Raw genomic sequence first — 15,714 nt, forward strand, 5'->3', positions numbered from 1 at the left:
CGGATAGATCGGCCCGCCCAAGACCCGGCCGGCAGCGTTCAGCCGGTCGCGCGCCGCGCGATCAGCTCGATGCCGCGCGGGATATCGGCCTCGCCGATGGTGGAATAGCCCAGCCGGAAATAGGGGCAAGGGTCGGGCGGCGTCTCGAAAAACACCTCGCCCGGCTCGATCAGCACGCTGTCTTGCCGCAGAGCCTCGGCCAGCGCGCTGCTGTCGCAACCCTCGGGACCCTCGATCCACAGGCTGGCCCCGCCGGCCGAGGCCGCGCCCGCGATGCGCAGCGGGGTTTGCGCCAGCGCCTGCTCCATCAGCGCGCGGCGGCGCTTGAGCGATTCGCGCAGGCGCACGATATGGGCGTCGTAATGGCCGAGCGCCAGGAAATAGGCGGTGATGCGCTGCAGGTGGTTCGGCGGATGCCGCAGCATGATCGAACGCAGGGCCCGGGCGCGCGCGATCAGCGGCGCGGCCGCGACCATGTAGCCGATGCGCAGCCCCGGGAACAAGGATTTCGAGAAGCTGCCGGTATAGATGACCCGCCCCTCGCGGTCGAGCGACTTCAGCGCCGGCGCCGGCGGTGCCAGGAAGGACATCTCGAAATCGTAGTCGTCCTCGACGATCAGGAAGTCATGCGTCGCGGCGCGCTCCAGCAGTTCGCGCCGGCGGGCCAGCGGCATGGTGGCGCCGGTCGGGATGTTGTGGCTGGGCGTGACGATGACCAGCCGGGTTTCCGGCGGCAGCAGCGCGGGGTTCAGGCCGCCCTCGTCCACCTGCAGAAAGGCCGTGGGGCTGTGCGCCAGCCGCAGCGTCTCGGCGAAATCCGGATAGCCCGGGTCCTCGGTCACCGCCAGACGGTCTCCGCGCGCCAAAAGCTCGATGGTCATGTAAAGCGCGTTCTGCGCCCCCAGGGTCACCAGCACCTCGTCCGGGCGGGCCTGGATGCCCCGCCGGGGCAGCGTATGCGAACAGATGTAGTCGATCAGCATCGGATCGTCGGCGCCGTAGAAATCCGCGGCCAGTTCGCCGAAATCGCGGGTGCCCCAGGCGCGGCGCGCGCAGTTGCGCCAGGCGTTGTGGTCGAAAAGCGACGCGTCGCTCTGGCCATAGATGAAGGGATAGCGGAAATCGCGCCAGTTCGCGGGCTTGCGGATCACCCTTTGGCGCGGCGGCCGGATCGGCAGCCAGCTGTCCCAGTCCAGCGCGGTCTGGCCGGATAGCGCCTCCGGCATCTTCAGCCGCCGATGCGGCACGGTGGGGGCCACCACCACCCCCGACCGGGGCCGGGCTTCCAGATAGCCCTGGCTGATAAGCTCTTGATAAACCAGGGTGACGGTCATGCGCGAGATGCCAAGGGAACTGGCCAATCCGCGCGTCGAGGGCAGCCTCATGCCGGGCTGGGTCCGCGTTTCCAGGATCGCGCGCACGATGGCCGCCGCCAGTTGCACCTGAAGCGTGCCCTTGGCGCCGTCGCGCTGGAAAAACATCTCGATGGGGATATGGCCGCGCATCTGGACCTAAGTTTTGCGTTCACTGGATATATCATCACCGCCGTCGCTCTGCAACATTCCGCCCTGTCCAGCGATGGGCAGATGCGCATGCCGGTTTCGGGGACGGGGCCGGCAGCCTCGTCCTCCCCTGCGGTTGCCGCGCGAAAGACAGGAAAACACGATGAACACCATGAGCCGGTCGCGAGCCCCCTGAACCTTCCCGGGTGAAACCGCTGCCAAGCCCGATGGCCCGGCCTTCCGATCCGATGGATCGAGACGCGCCGATGCCGGGGCGGGCAGGGCCGCCTCTTCCCTCTTCGCCATTCCATCCACCACCACCCCCGAACTGCGGATCTTGCCGCCCGGGTCAAGGAGTCTTGCTTGATGACCTCTCCTCTGACTGTTTCCGACCTTGAATCGACGTTTGAGTCTTTCAACCGGCACGACATTTCTGGCGTGATGACGCATTTTGCGGACGACTGCGTGTTCTACACCGTCGCCGGGGACCACGAATACGGCAACCGGATCGAGGGCAAGGCGGCGATCGCCAAGGCCTTCGAGGCGGTCTGGACCACGATGCCGGACGCGGAATGGGCCGATCACAGCCATTTCCTGTCCGAGGACGGCACCCGGGGCGTCAGCCAGTGGACCTTCCGCGCCACCAACCCCGACGGCAGCCGCATCGAGGTCCAGGGCGCGGACCTGTTCCGCATCCGGGACGGCAAGCTGGTCGAGAAACAGGCGATCCGCAAGCAGCGCCCCGCGATCCCGGCGAAGTGAGGGCGGCCATGCTGGCAATCGAGAAGCGCCGGGGCGCGGTCCCCTTCGATCCGCTCTACGACCCGATGACGGCGCGGGGCCTGGGGCCGCGCAGCGATTACGCGCCGACCTACTGGATCGGCACCGCCGGTCCGGCGCCGCAGGACGACGGCCCGGTCACGGGCGATCTGGATGCCGACGTGGTGGTGATCGGCTCGGGCTATACCGGCCTGTCCTGCGCGCTGCACCTGGCCAAGGAGCACGGCATCAAACCCGTGATGCTGGAAGCCAACGGCGTCGCCTACGGCTGCTCGACCCGCAACGGCGGCCAGGCCCAGGTCAGCGCCGGCCGGCTCAAGCGCAGCCAGTGGATCGAGCGCTGGGGCCTCGACGTGGCCAAGCGGCTGCATGCCGAGGTCTGCGAGGGGTTCGACCTGTTCCGCGCCCTGATCCGCGACCACGCCATCGACTGCGATCCGCAGGACGGCGGGCATTACTACATCGCCCACAAGGCCTCGGTGATGGCGGGCCTGCAGAAAGAGGCGGCGCTCTTGCGCGACAGCTTCGGCTACGATGCCCGCATGATCTCGCGCGACGAGCTGCACCGGACCGTCGCCCGCGACCAGGAGGCGCATGGCGCCATGTGGGAGGTGGACGGCGTCGGCATCCATGCCGCGAAGCTGGCCTTCGGCTATCTGCGCGCGGCGCGCGAGCTGGGCGCCCGGGTGCATGTCGACAGCCCGGTGCAGGGCTGGGACTACCGGGGCGGCGTGCACCACCTGCGCACGCCGGGCGGCACGGTGCGCGCCCGGCGCGTGGCGGTGGCGACGGCGGCCTATGCGCCGCGCGGGCTGCACCCGCAACTGCGGGACCGGCTGATGCCGATCATGTCGAACAGCATCGTGACGCGGGTGCTGACGCCGGACGAGCTGGAGGCGGTGGGCATCCGCACCGGCTCGCCGCTGACCGACACCCGGGTGCTGCGCCATTACTATCGCCTGCTGCCGGACAACCGGCTGCAGATCGGTTCGCGCGCCGCGATCACCGGGCGCGACGCGGCGAATCCCGCGCATCTTCAGGCGCTTCAGGAGGGAATGTATCGCAAGTTCCCGGCGCTGCGCGGGATCGAGCTGGACTACAGCTGGTGGGGCTGGGTGGATGTCAGCCACGACATGATGCCGCGCATCACCGCCATGCCCGGCCTGCCCGGCGCCTTCTATGCGCTGGGTTACGGCGGCAACGGCGTCATGTATTCGGCCCAGGCGGGCCGGCGCATGGCGCAACTGGTCGCGGGCGGCACGCTGCCCGCGCTGCCGATCTTCAACACCGAACTGCCGCATGAAGGCTGGAAGACGCCGTTCCGGCGGCTGGGCCAATGGGGCCTCTACAAACTTTACCACTATCGCGACGAGCGCAAATAGGGAGCCATCGCCATGAGAATGACGACCGAGGAAGCCTTTATCAAGGTTCTGCAGCTGCATGGGATCGAGCATGCTTTCGGGATCATCGGCTCTGCGATGATGCCGGTATCGGATCTTTTCCCGAAGGCGGGGATCACGTTCTGGGACACGGCGCATGAGACGAACGCCGGTCTGATGGCGGACGGGTTCACGCGTTCGACGGGCAAGATGTCGATGGCGATCGCGCAGAACGGCCCCGGGGTGACCGGCTTCGTGACGCCGGTGAAGACCGCCTACTGGAACCACACGCCCTTGCTTCTGGTGACGCCGCAGGCGGCGAACAAGACCATCGGCCAGGGCGGGTTCCAGGAGATGGAGCAGATGCGCATGTTCGCCGATTGCGTGTGTTATCAAGAGGAAGTGCGCGATCCTTCGCGCATTCCCGAGGTCCTGAACCGGGTGATCATGCAGGCCTGGCGCAACTCGGCGCCGGCGCAGATGAACATCCCGCGCGACATGTGGACCCAGGTGATCGACGTCGACCTGCCGCAGGTGGTGCGCTTCGAGCGCCCGGCCGGCGGCGAGCAGGCGGTGGCCGAGGCGGCGAAGTTGCTCAGCGAGGCGCAGTTCCCGGTGATCCTGTCGGGCGCCGGCGTGGTGCTGGGGGGCGCGATCCCGGACCTGGCGAAGCTGGCCGAGCGGCTGGATGCGCCGGTGGCCTCGAACTACCAGCACAACGACAGCTTCCCGGGCAGCCACCCGCTGGCGGTGGGGCCCTTGGGCTACAATGGCAGCAAGGCGGCGATGGAGCTGATCGCCAAGGCCGACGTGGTGCTGGCGCTGGGGACGCGGCTCAACCCGTTCTCGACCCTGCCGGGCTACGGCATCGACTATTGGCCGAAGGAGGCGAAGATCATCCAGGTCGACATCAACGCCGACCGGATCGGGCTGACCAAGAAGGTGACGGTGGGCATCCAGGGCGACGCCGGCAAGGTGGCGCGCGCGATCCTGGCGCAGCTGGCCCCCGGCGCGGGCGACGCCGGCCGGCAGGAGCGCCGCGACCTGATCGCGACCACCAAGTCCCGCTGGGCGCAGGAACTGTCGAGCCTGGACCACGAGGACGACGATCCGGGCACGGTCTGGAACGAGGAGGCGCGCCAGCGCGACGCCGGTCTGATGAGCCCGCGCCAGGCCTGGCGGGCGATCATGCAGGCGGTGCCGGCGGATGCGATCGTCAGCTCGGACATCGGCAACAACTGCGCCATCGGCAACGCCTATCCCAGCTTCGAGGCGGGTCGGAAATACCTGGCGCCGGGCCTGTTCGGTCCCTGCGGCTACGGCTTCCCGGCGATCCTGGGCGCCAAGATCGGCAATCCGGACGTGCCGGTGATCGGCTTTGCCGGCGACGGCGCCTTCGGCATCTCGATGAACGAGATGGTGTCGGTGGGGCGCAAGGACTGGCCGGCGGTGACGATGGTGATCTTCCGCAACTACCAGTGGGGCGCGGAAAAGCGCAACACGACGCTGTGGTACGCCAACAACTTCGTCGGCACCGAGCTGGACCGCGGCACGACCTATGCCGGCATCGCCAAGGCCTGCGGCGTCGAGGGCGTGCAGGTGTCGAGCGCCGAGGAGCTGACGGCGGCGCTGCACGATGCGGTCGAGCGGCAGATGAAGGAGGGCAGGACCACCTTCATCGAGGTGCTGCTGAACCAGGAGCTGGGCGAGCCCTTCCGGCGCGACGCGATGAAGAAGCCGGTGCCGGTGGCGGGCGTCGACAAGGCCGACATGCGCCCGCAGCAGGGCGCCTGAGCGCCGCGGGCGGCGGCGGGGCAAGGCGTGCCCCGGATGCCGCCGCCCCGGTCCGGCCCCGGTCCGGCCCCGGTCCGGCCCCGGATCTGGCCCGGCGGCGACGCCTGGCCCGGACGGCGGGTCCCGATCCCGGGTCGCGATCCCGGACCTGGCCCCGGCCGCCCGGCGGCGACGCCCGGCCGCGGATGGCTGACGCCGGAAGCCGGGTTCTGGCCGGCGACGCCGGAACTCGGGCCTGGCCCGGACGCCGGCACCGCAGCCGGCCCGGACCCGCGACGACGGTCCCCGCCGCCTCGGGCCTGGCTTCGCGCCCGGTCCATGTCCGGTCCACGGCCGGTCCGTGTCCGGCTCCAGGCCCGGGCCCGGGCGTTGGCCGCAGGCTCGGCCCGGATCCGGACCTGAGGCAGCGCGCCCGGTCTCGACGCCGGTCCCGAAGCGGCCCCCGATGGCGGGCCGCGGACACCGGCGCCCGAGTGTCTTGGCGCCCCGCCCCGGACGCCGGGCCGCGACGGCGGGCCGCGACGCCCGGCCACGACGCCGGTCCCCGATGGCGGATACCGCCGCCGGGTCTGGCCGCCGGATCCCACCGCCGGGCCCTGGCGCCTGGCCCTGATCCCGGGTCCCGATCCCGGGTCCTGGCGCAGACCCCGCCGGCCGGTCCCGAAGCGGCCGGCCCCGAAACGACCGCCCGGCGCTGCGCCCTGCCGCGCCGGCCCGATCCCTGCATCCGGTGAGGACGATGATTTCCACCCTGATCCCTTCGCGCGCCACGCTGGGCGAGGCCTTCCCGGGCTTCGCGGTCTCGGTGCTGGTGGCGGCGACGGCGCAATTCCTGTCGGACCATTACGGCGCGCCGGCGATGCTTCTGGCGCTGCTGCTGGGCCTGGCGCTGAACTTCCTGGCCGAGGACGGCACCCGCACCGCGCCCGGCATCGCCTTCACCGCGCGCACGGTGCTGCGGCTGGGGGTGGCGCTTCTGGGCGCGCGCATCTCGGTCGACATGCTGGCGGCGCTGGGGGCGCGCTCGATCGTTCTGGTGGTGGCGGGGGTGGTGCTGACCATCCTCTTCGCGCTCTTCGCCACCCGCTTCGTCGGCCGCAGCTGGCGCTTCGCGCTGCTGACCGGGGGATCGGTGGCGATCTGCGGCGCCTCGGCGGCGATGGCGATCGCGGCGGTGCTGCCCAAGCACGAGAAGTCCGAGCGCGACCTGGTGTTCACGGTGCTGTCGGTGACGGTGCTGTCGACCGTGGCCATGGTGGTCTATCCGATGCTGTCGAACGCCTTCGGCTTCACGGCGCGCGACAGCGGCGTGTTCCTGGGCGGCACCATCCACGACGTGGCGCAGGTGGTGGGCGCGGGCTTTTCCATCGGCCCCGAGGCGGGCGAGACGGCGACGCTGGTCAAGCTGATCCGGGTGTCGATGCTGGCGCCGGTGGTCTTGTGCTTCTCGCTGGTCATCCGCTCGCGCGGGCTGGCCGACACCGAGGGCGGCAAGGCGCCGCCCCTGCTGCCGAGCTTCGTGCTGGGCTTTCTGGCGCTGGCGGCGCTCAACAGCTTCGGGCTGGTGCCGGCCTGGGCCTCGGACCTGGCCGGGCAGCTCAGCCGCTGGGCGCTGCTGATCTCGATCGCGGCGGTGGGCATCAAGACCTCGCTCGGCAAGATGCTCGAGGTCGGCACCGGCGCCATCGGCCTCATCGTCGCCGAGACCGTCTTTCTGGGCGTCTTCGTCGTCGCCGGCCTCCATTTCCTGGGATGAAACGCATGGATCCGCTGCACCGCATCTACCAGGCCGCGAAGCGCCTGGACCGCCACATCGTCCTGCCCGAGGGCCGCGACCCCCGCGTCGCCGAGGCCGCCGCCAGGCTGGCGGCCGAGGGTCTGGCGCGGATCACGCTGATGGACGGGCCCGACCTGCCCGGCGTGACCGCCCTGGCCCCGGCCGAGGCCCCGGACCTGCCCCAACTCGCCGAAAAATGGCACCAGATCCGCGCCGCCAAGGGCATGACGGCCGGCCGCGCGCTGGAGGAGATGCGTGACCCGATCCGCCAGGCGGCGATGCGGGTGCGGCTGGGGCAGGCCGACGGCACCGTCGGCGGCGCGGTCGCGACCACCGCCGACACCGTGCGCGCGGCGCTGCAGGTGATCGGCAAGGCACCGAAGGCCGGCATCGTGTCGAGCTTCTTTCTGATGCTGCCGGGGCGCGAGGATGCGCCGGTGCGGGACGGGCTGATCTTTTCCGACTGCGGGCTGGTGATCCAGCCCGACGCGGCCGAGCTCTCCGCCATCGCGCTTTCGGCGGCCGAGAGCTGCCGGCGGATCCTGGGCGAGGTGCCGCGGGTGGCGCTGCTCAGCTTCTCGACCGCCGGTTCCGCCGACCATCCGAGCCTCGGGCGGATCCGCGAGGCGGTGTCGCTGATCCGGGCGGCGGCGCCGGATCTCGAGGTGGACGGCGAGATGCAGTTCGACGCGGCGCTGGACCTGGAGATCCGGGCGAAGAAGGCGCCGGCGAGCCCGCTGACGGGCCGGGCGAACGTCTATGTCTTCCCCGACCTGGCCGCGGGCAACATCGGCTACAAGATCGCGCAGCGCCTGGGCGGCTGGAAGGCCATCGGCCCGATCCTGCAGGGCCTCGCCAAACCCGCCAACGACCTCTCACGAGGATGCTCCGTCCAGGACATCGTCGACGCCGCAGCAATAACCGCAATCCAGGCCAAATCAGAAAAAATGTAGTCGGGGCCGCCCGGGAGGGGGGGCCGTTTTTCGCAACCGCATGGCGGCACGGGAGAACCTCCCGGGGCCGCAATCCGAGGGAGGAGATTTTGCCGATGCCATCGGAACAAGACAATCAAGGCGCGACGGGCCCGAGCGGCCTGCAGCACAGCCTGAAGCAAAGGCACATGACGATGATCGCGCTTGGCGGGGTCATCGGGGCGGGGCTCTTTGTCGGCAGCGGGGTGCTGATCCAGTCCGCGGGTCCCGCGGCGGTGATCTCGTTTCTGATCACGGGGGTGCTCGTCGTCCTGGTGATGCGCATGCTGGGGGAAATGGCCGTCGCCATGCCCGCGGTGGGATCATTCTACGAATACGCCCGCCTCGCTTGGGGCAACAACAGTGCCGTGGGAGAGATGGCCGGCTTCCTGACGGGCTGGATGTATTGGTATTTCTGGGTGATCGTCGTGGCGCTGGAGGCGGTCGCCGGGGCGCAACTGATCCAGTTCTGGCTTCCCGACCTGCCCTCGTGGGTCATCAGCCTGGTGCTGATCGTCCTTCTGACCGCCACGAACCTGTTCTCGGTGAAGTCCTTCGGCGAATTCGAGTTCTGGTTCGCCTCGATCAAGGTGGCGGCGATCGTCGTGTTCCTGTTCCTGGGCGTCCTTTACGTCATGGGCCTGTGGCCGGCGGTCACGCCGGGGCTGAGCAACCTGACCGCGCATGGCGGCTTCGCCCCGAACGGCATCGCGCCGATCCTGACCGGAGCCGTGGCGGCGACGGGCTTCTACTTCGGGGCCGAGATCGTCACCATCGCCGCCGCCGAATGCGCCGAGCCGGAAAAGGCCGTGGCCCGGGCCACCAACTCGGTCATCACCCGGGTGCTGGTGTTCTATGTCGGCTCGGTGCTGCTGGTCGTGGCCATCGTGCCGTGGAACTCGGCCGGGGTCGCCACCCCCTATGTCAGCGCGCTGGAGGCGATGGGCGTGCCCGGCGTGGCGCAGATCATGAACGCGGTCGTGCTGACGGCGGTGCTGTCGGCGCTGAACTCGGGGCTCTACGCCTCGTCGCGGATGCTGTTCGCGCTGACCAAGCGCGGCGACGCGCCCAAGGCGCTGGCCAAGCTCAGCAAGAACGGCGTGCCGGTGCGCGCCATCCTGTTCGGGACGCTGTTCGGCTATGCCTCGGTCGTGATGTCCTATATCTCGCCGGACAAGGTCTTCGCCTTCCTGGTGAACTCCTACGGGACCGTGGCGATCTTCGTCTATGTCCTGATCGCGATTTCGCAGTTGCGGCTGCGCGCGCGCCTGGAGCGCGAGGCGCCCGAGCGGCTGCTGGTGCGGATGTGGTGCTATCCCTATCTGACCTATGTGGCGATCTTCGGGATGATCAGCATCGTCGTCGCCATGGCCTTCATCCCCGAGCAGCGCACGCCGCTGGCCCTGGGCGTGGTCAGCCTGCTGGTGCTGATGGTGGCCTATGCGGCCAGGCTGCGCTGGGGGTCGCGGCCGCAGATCGCCAGCATCGCCGAAGAGCCCCGGCATTACAGCGAGATGTAGGCGCAAAGGACGGTGCGGCGGCTGCGGCCGCCGCACCCATCCCAAGGCGCCGGACCCCCGGCGGCCAGGGGGGATGCCATCCATAAGGCTGTCGTCGCAGTCCACTCGTCATTCCGGCGATTTCGGGCTAAGTTCGGACCAGGCAGCCTTATGGATGGTATCAGGATGAGCAGCTTTTTCATGTCCCCGCATGCGCTGGGTCTGGCCCTTTCCGCGCTGGCGGCGGGGGCCGGGACCGGGATGGCCGCCGAGGATCCGGCCGCGATCATCCGCATCGGCTCGCTCTACGAGCCGCAGAACCTCGACAATACCGCCGGGGCCGGTCAGGGCATCAGCGAGGCGTTCAACGACAACGTCTATGAATCGCTGTTCCGGCTGAACGACGACGGCTCTGTCGCGCCGGTGCTGGCGGCCGATCACAAGGTCTCGGACGACGGGCTGACCCATACCTTTACCCTGCAGCCGGGCGTCAGCTTCCATTCCGGCGACCCGCTGACCGCGGCGGACGTGAAATATTCCATCGAGCGGGTGACGGCCGAGGCCTCGAAATCCTCGCGCAAGAGCAGCCTTGCCGCCATCGCCGGGATCGAGACCCCGGACGACAAGACCGTGGTGGTCAGGCTGAAATCCAAGTCGATCTCGCTGCCCTACAATCTCAGCTATGTCTGGATCGTGAACGACGCGGCGGGCGACATCACCGGCAAGGAGGACGGTACCGGCCCCTACCGGCTGGCCGAATGGAAGCGCGGCTCGGCGCTGTCGCTGGCGGGTTTCGACGGCTACTGGGGCGACAAGCCCGCGAACGGCGGCGCGATCTTCAGCTATTTCACCGACGCCTCGGCCCAGAACAACGCTTTGCTGACCGATGCGGTCGACCTGATCACCTCGGTGCAAAGCCCCGATGCGCTGGCGCTGTTCGAGGACCCGGCGCGCTTCACCATCTCGGAAGGCAGTTCCACCACCAAGGAGATCATGGCCTATAACGACCGCGTCGCGCCTTTCGACGATACGCGCGTGCGCAAGGCGCTGGCGCGGGCGGTGGACAAGAAGCAGCTGCTGGAGGCGATCTGGGGCGACCGCGGCATGGTGCTGGGCTCTTTCGTGCCGCCGACCGATCCCTGGTACGAGGACCTGACCGGCGTCGATCCCTACGATCCCGAAAGCGCCAAGGCGCTGCTGGCCGAGGCCGGGCATGGCGACGGCTTCGCCTTCACGCTGGAGACGCCGAACTACGACCCCCATCCCATCGTCGCCGAGTTTCTCAAGGCCGAACTGGCCAAAGTGGGCGTCACGGTGAACATCCATGTGATCACCGCCAACGAATGGTATACCAAGGTCTATCAGGCGCATGATTTCCAGGCCACGCTGCAAGAGCATGTGAACCATCGCGACATCGTCTTCTACGGCAACCCGGATTTCTACTGGGGCTACGACAACCCCAAGGTCACGGAACTGATCGCCTCGGCCGAGGCGTCGGATACCGAGGAAGAGCAGGCCGAGAAGCTGCGCGAAGCCAATCGGATCATCGCCGAGGACGCGGCCTCGAACTGGCTCTATCTCTATCCGCAGCTGGTGGTGTCGCAGGCCAAGGTCGCGAACTATCCGGTCAACGGGCTGAACGCGCAGTTCTTCCTGCGCGGCGTCACCAAGTCGGAATGACCTGAGAGGCTGAATGGGCCGCTATCTGCTGCGCCGGACCTTCGTTCTGGCCCTGTCGCTGGTCGCGGCAGGGCTGATCCTCTTCGTGCTGCTGCGGCTGCTGCCCGGCGATCCGGCGGCGGCGCTGTTGTCGGTCGGCGCGGACGAGGCCCAGATCGCCGCTGCCCGGGCGCAGGTCGGCAGCGACCGGCCCTTGCCGGTGCAGCTGGCGCTGTTCCTTTCGGACCTGGCGCGCTTCGACCTTGGCACCTCTTTCGTCTCGAACGCCCCGGTCCTGCCCGAGATCGCGGCCCGGCTGACCGTCACCCTGCCGCTGACCTTCGCCGCCTTCCTGCTGGCAATCCTGATCGCGGTGCCGCTGGGCATTCTTGCGGCGGTGAAGTCGGATCGCTGGTATGGCACCCTGATCTCGGCCATTTCGCAATTCGGGATCGCGGTGCCGGTGTTCTGGATCGGCATCATGCTGGTCTGGATCGTCGCGGTGAAATGGCGGCTGCTGCCGGCATCCGGCTTTCCCATCGGCGGCTGGGCCACGGCGGCCGAGGCCGCGCGCGCGCTGATCCTGCCGGTGGTCACCGTGGCGCTGGTCATGTCGGCGTCGCTGCTGCGCTATGTGCGGGCCTCGGTGCTGGACGTTCTGGGCGCCGACTATCTGCGCAATGCCCGCGCGCTTGGCTCCAGCTTTCCGCAGGCGCTGGTCCGGCACGGCCTGCGGAACGCCAGCGTGCCGGTGATCTCGATCCTCGGCATCGAGCTGGCCTCGACGCTGCTGGGCGCGGTGGTGGTCGAGCGGGTCTTTGCGCTGCCGGGCCTCGGCTCGATGCTGCTCTTGGGCATCCAGCAGCGGGACTATCCCAGCGTGCAGGGGGTGCTGCTGGTCACGACGCTGCTGGTGCTGCTGATCGGCTTTGCCGCCGACGTGATCCAGCGGCTGATCGACCCGCGCCTGCGCGATGCCAGGGGGGGCCGGACATGAGGCGGCTGACGCTGTGGATCGGCATCGCCCTGGTCGGGATCAACCTGGGCGTGGCGCTGCTGACGCTGGTCTGGCTGCCCTACGACCCGACCGCGATGGCGGGCGGGCGTCTGAAGCCGCCCTCCTGGGAACACTGGGCCGGCACCGACCGGCTGGGGCGCGACTATTTCACCCAAGTGATGATCGGCGCCCGCATCGCGCTGAGCGTGGGCATCGGCGCGGCGGCGCTGGGCGGGGTGGTCGGCACCACGCTGGGGGTGCTTGCGGCCTTTGCCCGGCGTGGCGCGGACGATGCGCTGGCCGCGACGCTGGACATCCTGATCGCCTTTCCGACGCTCTTGCTGGCGATGCTGGTCGTCGCGGCCAGCGACGGCGCCAGCCTGGGCACCGCCATCCTGGCCATCGGCCTGGCCATGTCGGCGATCATCGCGCGGCTGGTCCGCATCCTGACCAAGCGCGTGCTGGCGCAGGATTTCATCACCGCCGCGCGCTGTTCGGGCGTGGGCTGGGGGCGGATCGTGCTGACCCATGTGCTGCCGAACATCGCGCCGACCGTGCTGGTCGCCATCGCCCTGCAATTCGGCCTTGCCGTGATCGCCGAGGCCTCGCTCTCCTACCTGGGCCTGGGCGCGCCGCCGCCCAACGCCTCCTGGGGGCAGCTTCTGCAACAGGCGCAATCGACGGTCTTCGCCGCGCCCATCGGAGTGATCGCGCCGGGCGTCGCGCTGGTGGCGCTGGTCCTGGGCATCAATTTCCTCGCCGACGGGCTGCGCGACCTCTTGGACCCGGAAAGGGCCGAGACATGACCCTGCTCGCCGTCGAAAACCTGCGCGTCTCGGCCCCCTCGCGCGAACTGGTGCATGGCGTCAGTTTCGCCCTGGCACCGGGCGAGCGGCTGGGGCTGGTCGGCGAAAGCGGCTCGGGCAAGTCGCTGACGGCCATGGCGGTGGTGGGGCTGCTGGCGACCGGGCTGCGGACCGACGGCTCGATCCTGCTGGACGGGCGGCAGGTGGTCGGTCAGCCGGACCGCCGCATCGTGCCGCTGCGCGGCGCGGTTGCCTCGGTGGTGTTCCAGGATCCGCGTGCGGCGCTGGACCCGCTGATGCGCCTGGGCCGGCAACTGGCCGAACCGATCCGCCGCCGCGCCGCGCGCGAAGGCCGCAGCCTGACCGCGCGCGCGCTCAGGGACGAACAAGCCCGCTGGCTGGACCGCGTCGCCATCGCCGATTCCCGGCGCATCCTGAACGCCTATCCGCACGAGGTTTCCGGCGGCCAGCGCCAGCGCATCGCCATCGCCATGGCGCTGGCCTGCGGTCCCCGGCTGCTGATCGCGGACGAACCGACCACCGCGCTGGACGTGACCACCCAGGCCGAGGTCCTGGACCTGCTGGACGATCTGGTCCGGGCCGAGGGGTTGGCGCTGCTGTTCATCAGCCACGACCTGCCCGTCGTCGCCCGCATCGCCGACCGGGTGATCGTCATGCGCCAGGGCGAGATGGTCGAGGAAGGCCCGGCGGCGCGCGTCTTTTCTCAGCCGCAGCACGACTATACCAAGATGCTGGTCGGCGCCGCGCGGCGATTGCAGGCCGCGCTGACCGGGGATGCCCTGCCATGAGCCTTTTTGCGCTGGACGAGGTTTCCTATGGCTACGACCGCGCGGTCCCGGTGCTGCACGGGATCTCGCTGCGGCTCGATCAAGGGCAAAGCCTTGGCATCCTTGGCGAAAGCGGCTCGGGCAAGTCCACGCTGCTGCGGCTGCTGCTGGGGCTGGCCGCGCCGGATTCGGGCCGGATCGAGGCGGACGGCAGCGCGCTGGACCTGCGCGCGCGCGCGCGGATGGTGGCGCATCGGCGCTTCGTGCAGCCGGTGTTCCAGGACCCCTATACCGCGCTCGACCCGCGCATGAAGGTGGGCCGGATCATCGCCGAGCCGCATGCCGCGCTCGGCCTGTCCGGCGACGCGAAGGCCGAGGTCGCCCGCGTCCTGGCCGCCGTCGGCCTGCCCGCGGACAGCGCCGGCCGCTATCCCCGCGCCTTCTCGGGCGGCCAGCGCCAGCGCATCGCCATCGCCCGGGCGCTGATCGCCCGCCCCCGGGTGCTGATCGCGGACGAGCCCGTCAGCGCGCTGGACCTGTCCACCCGCGTCCGCATCATCGACCTGCTGGCCGATCTGGCGCGCGAGCTGACGCTGGTGCTGGTCTCGCACGATATCGCCATCGTCGCGGCGCTGTGCCCGCAGATGGTGGTTCTGCAAGGCGGCCGCATCGTCGAGGCGGGCGAGACCCGGCAGATCCTGCGCGCGCCGCACCATCCCTATACCCGCACCCTGCTGGCCAGCCTGCCGACCCTGCCGCAACAAGGACGCCCCGCATGACCCCCTATGAGACCGAGATCGCGCAATGGCGGGCCGACCGCCTGGCCGCCCTGACCGCCGAGGACGGCTGGCTGGACCTGACCGACCGCATCGACATCGCGCCGGGTCGGATGACGGTGGGCAAGGCGGCCGACAACGACGTGGCGATCTCGGCCGGGCCGGGCCATCTGGGGGTGTTGACGCTGCAACCGGACGGGCGGGCCCGTTTCGATGCGGGCGCGGGCGCGCGCGATTTCGCCCCCGTGCCCGACAATCCGCCCCGGCTGAAGGTGGGCGACCTGCTCTTGGAGGTGATGGAGGTCGGGGGGCAGCATGCCTTGCGCGTCCGCGACACCGCTTCCCCCGCGCGGACGGCGTTTTCCGGCATCGACAGCTTTCCCGTCGATCCCGCCTGGCGGATCGAGGCCGACTGGCAGGCGCTCGATCAGGCGCAGCCGCTCGGCATCGACCTGGTGACCGGGGCCGCGACCTCGGTGCAGCTGACGCATCAGGCGCATTTCACGCATGAGGAGGCGCGGGTCACGCTGCTGCCGACGCATTGGAAATCCGGCAAGCCGATGTTCGTCATCCGCGACCGGACCTCGGGGCGCGAGACCTACGGCGCCTCGCGCTTCCTGATCGGCGAGGTGGTGGGCGACAGGGTGGTGCTGGACTTCAACAAAGCCTTCAACCCGCCCTGCGCCTTTACCGACCTTGCCGTCTGCCCGCTGCCGCCGCCGCAGAACGTCATGGCCTTCGCGATACGCGCCGGGGAAAGGAAACCCCGCGCGCCGGAACCGGGCGCCGGGGCGTTCGATCCCCCCGCGTGAGGGTGCCAGGCTCCCGCACGCCGAGGTCGCTCCCTCGACCAGGCTTTGCCCGGTTCCGACCGGGTCTCCGATAGGACGCCCGTTGTTTCACGCGCTGATGCCGACTTGGACGGTCTCGGGTCCGGCCACATGGGCCGGGGGGCCCGTTCCGATTGCTCGGGTCGGCGGCCGCCT

Annotated in this window: 13 protein-coding genes; 12 read left to right on the top strand and 1 reads right to left on the bottom strand. The window is 69.7% G+C overall.

The genetic code is table 11. From position 1 onward, the window contains the following. Window positions 1–38 precede the first annotated feature (38 nt). On the bottom strand, window positions 39–1,505 hold the full coding sequence (gene pdxR, locus JCM7685_RS18145) for a MocR-like pyridoxine biosynthesis transcription factor PdxR (RefSeq protein ID WP_074967953.1): 1,467 nt from the start codon (window positions 1,503–1,505) through the stop codon (window positions 39–41). 363 nt (window positions 1,506–1,868) lie between these two features. Between pdxR and JCM7685_RS18150 the strand changes: the two genes are divergently transcribed. The 12 genes from JCM7685_RS18150 to JCM7685_RS18205 all read left to right on the top strand — a co-directional run bounded on the left by JCM7685_RS18150 (window position 1,869) and on the right by JCM7685_RS18205 (window position 15,540). Further along, entirely contained in the window at window positions 1,869–2,264 is a 396-nt protein-coding gene (locus tag JCM7685_RS18150; RefSeq protein ID WP_074967955.1) for a nuclear transport factor 2 family protein, read from the top strand. A gap of 8 nt (window positions 2,265–2,272) precedes the next feature. Beyond that, the gene (locus tag JCM7685_RS18155) at window positions 2,273–3,664 is read left to right on the top strand and encodes an NAD(P)/FAD-dependent oxidoreductase (protein ID WP_074967957.1); all 1,392 of its coding nucleotides are present in this window, start codon (window positions 2,273–2,275) and stop codon (window positions 3,662–3,664) included. Window positions 3,665–3,676: 12 nt separating this feature from the next. Continuing rightward, a complete protein-coding gene (gene xsc / locus JCM7685_RS18160) occupies window positions 3,677–5,455 on the top strand; it encodes a sulfoacetaldehyde acetyltransferase (protein ID WP_074967959.1) in 1,779 nt (592 codons plus the stop codon). Window positions 5,456–6,194: 739 nt separating this feature from the next. Next, window positions 6,195–7,211, top strand: coding sequence for a YeiH family protein (locus JCM7685_RS18165; RefSeq protein ID WP_074967962.1), 1,017 nt, complete (start codon window positions 6,195–6,197; stop codon window positions 7,209–7,211). A 5-nt stretch (window positions 7,212–7,216) separates the two neighbouring features. Further along, entirely contained in the window at window positions 7,217–8,185 is a 969-nt protein-coding gene (pta, locus tag JCM7685_RS18170; protein WP_074967964.1) for a phosphate acetyltransferase, read from the top strand. 167 nt (window positions 8,186–8,352) lie between these two features. Further along, window positions 8,353–9,723 (top strand): amino acid permease, encoded by a 1,371-nt coding sequence (locus JCM7685_RS18175; protein WP_170848982.1) that lies wholly within the window; start codon window positions 8,353–8,355, stop codon window positions 9,721–9,723. A gap of 165 nt (window positions 9,724–9,888) precedes the next feature. Next, window positions 9,889–11,382 (top strand): ABC transporter substrate-binding protein, encoded by a 1,494-nt coding sequence (locus tag JCM7685_RS18180; RefSeq protein WP_231964738.1) that lies wholly within the window; start codon window positions 9,889–9,891, stop codon window positions 11,380–11,382. Window positions 11,383–11,395: 13 nt separating this feature from the next. Then, entirely contained in the window at window positions 11,396–12,358 is a 963-nt protein-coding gene (locus JCM7685_RS18185) for an ABC transporter permease (protein WP_074970687.1), read from the top strand. Continuing rightward, window positions 12,355–13,164 carry an ABC transporter permease gene (locus JCM7685_RS18190; protein ID WP_074970685.1) on the top strand — a complete coding sequence of 270 codons (810 nt, stop codon included), beginning with the start codon at window positions 12,355–12,357 and terminating at the stop codon, window positions 13,162–13,164. The genes JCM7685_RS18185 and JCM7685_RS18190 overlap by 4 nt, the downstream gene beginning before the upstream one ends. After that, window positions 13,161–13,973, top strand: coding sequence for an ATP-binding cassette domain-containing protein (locus JCM7685_RS18195; protein ID WP_074970683.1), 813 nt, complete (start codon window positions 13,161–13,163; stop codon window positions 13,971–13,973). Before JCM7685_RS18190 ends, JCM7685_RS18195 begins: the two co-directional genes overlap by 4 nt. After that, window positions 13,970–14,731 carry an ABC transporter ATP-binding protein gene (locus JCM7685_RS18200; RefSeq protein WP_074970681.1) on the top strand — a complete coding sequence of 254 codons (762 nt, stop codon included), beginning with the start codon at window positions 13,970–13,972 and terminating at the stop codon, window positions 14,729–14,731. The genes JCM7685_RS18195 and JCM7685_RS18200 overlap by 4 nt, the downstream gene beginning before the upstream one ends. Then, the gene (locus JCM7685_RS18205) at window positions 14,728–15,540 is read left to right on the top strand and encodes a DUF1684 domain-containing protein (RefSeq protein ID WP_074970680.1); all 813 of its coding nucleotides are present in this window, start codon (window positions 14,728–14,730) and stop codon (window positions 15,538–15,540) included. Before JCM7685_RS18200 ends, JCM7685_RS18205 begins: the two co-directional genes overlap by 4 nt. Window positions 15,541–15,714: the final 174 nt, after the last annotated feature.

It is taken from the genome of Paracoccus aminovorans, from assembly GCF_900005615.1.
GTDB classification, from domain to species: domain Bacteria; phylum Pseudomonadota; class Alphaproteobacteria; order Rhodobacterales; family Rhodobacteraceae; genus Paracoccus; species Paracoccus aminovorans.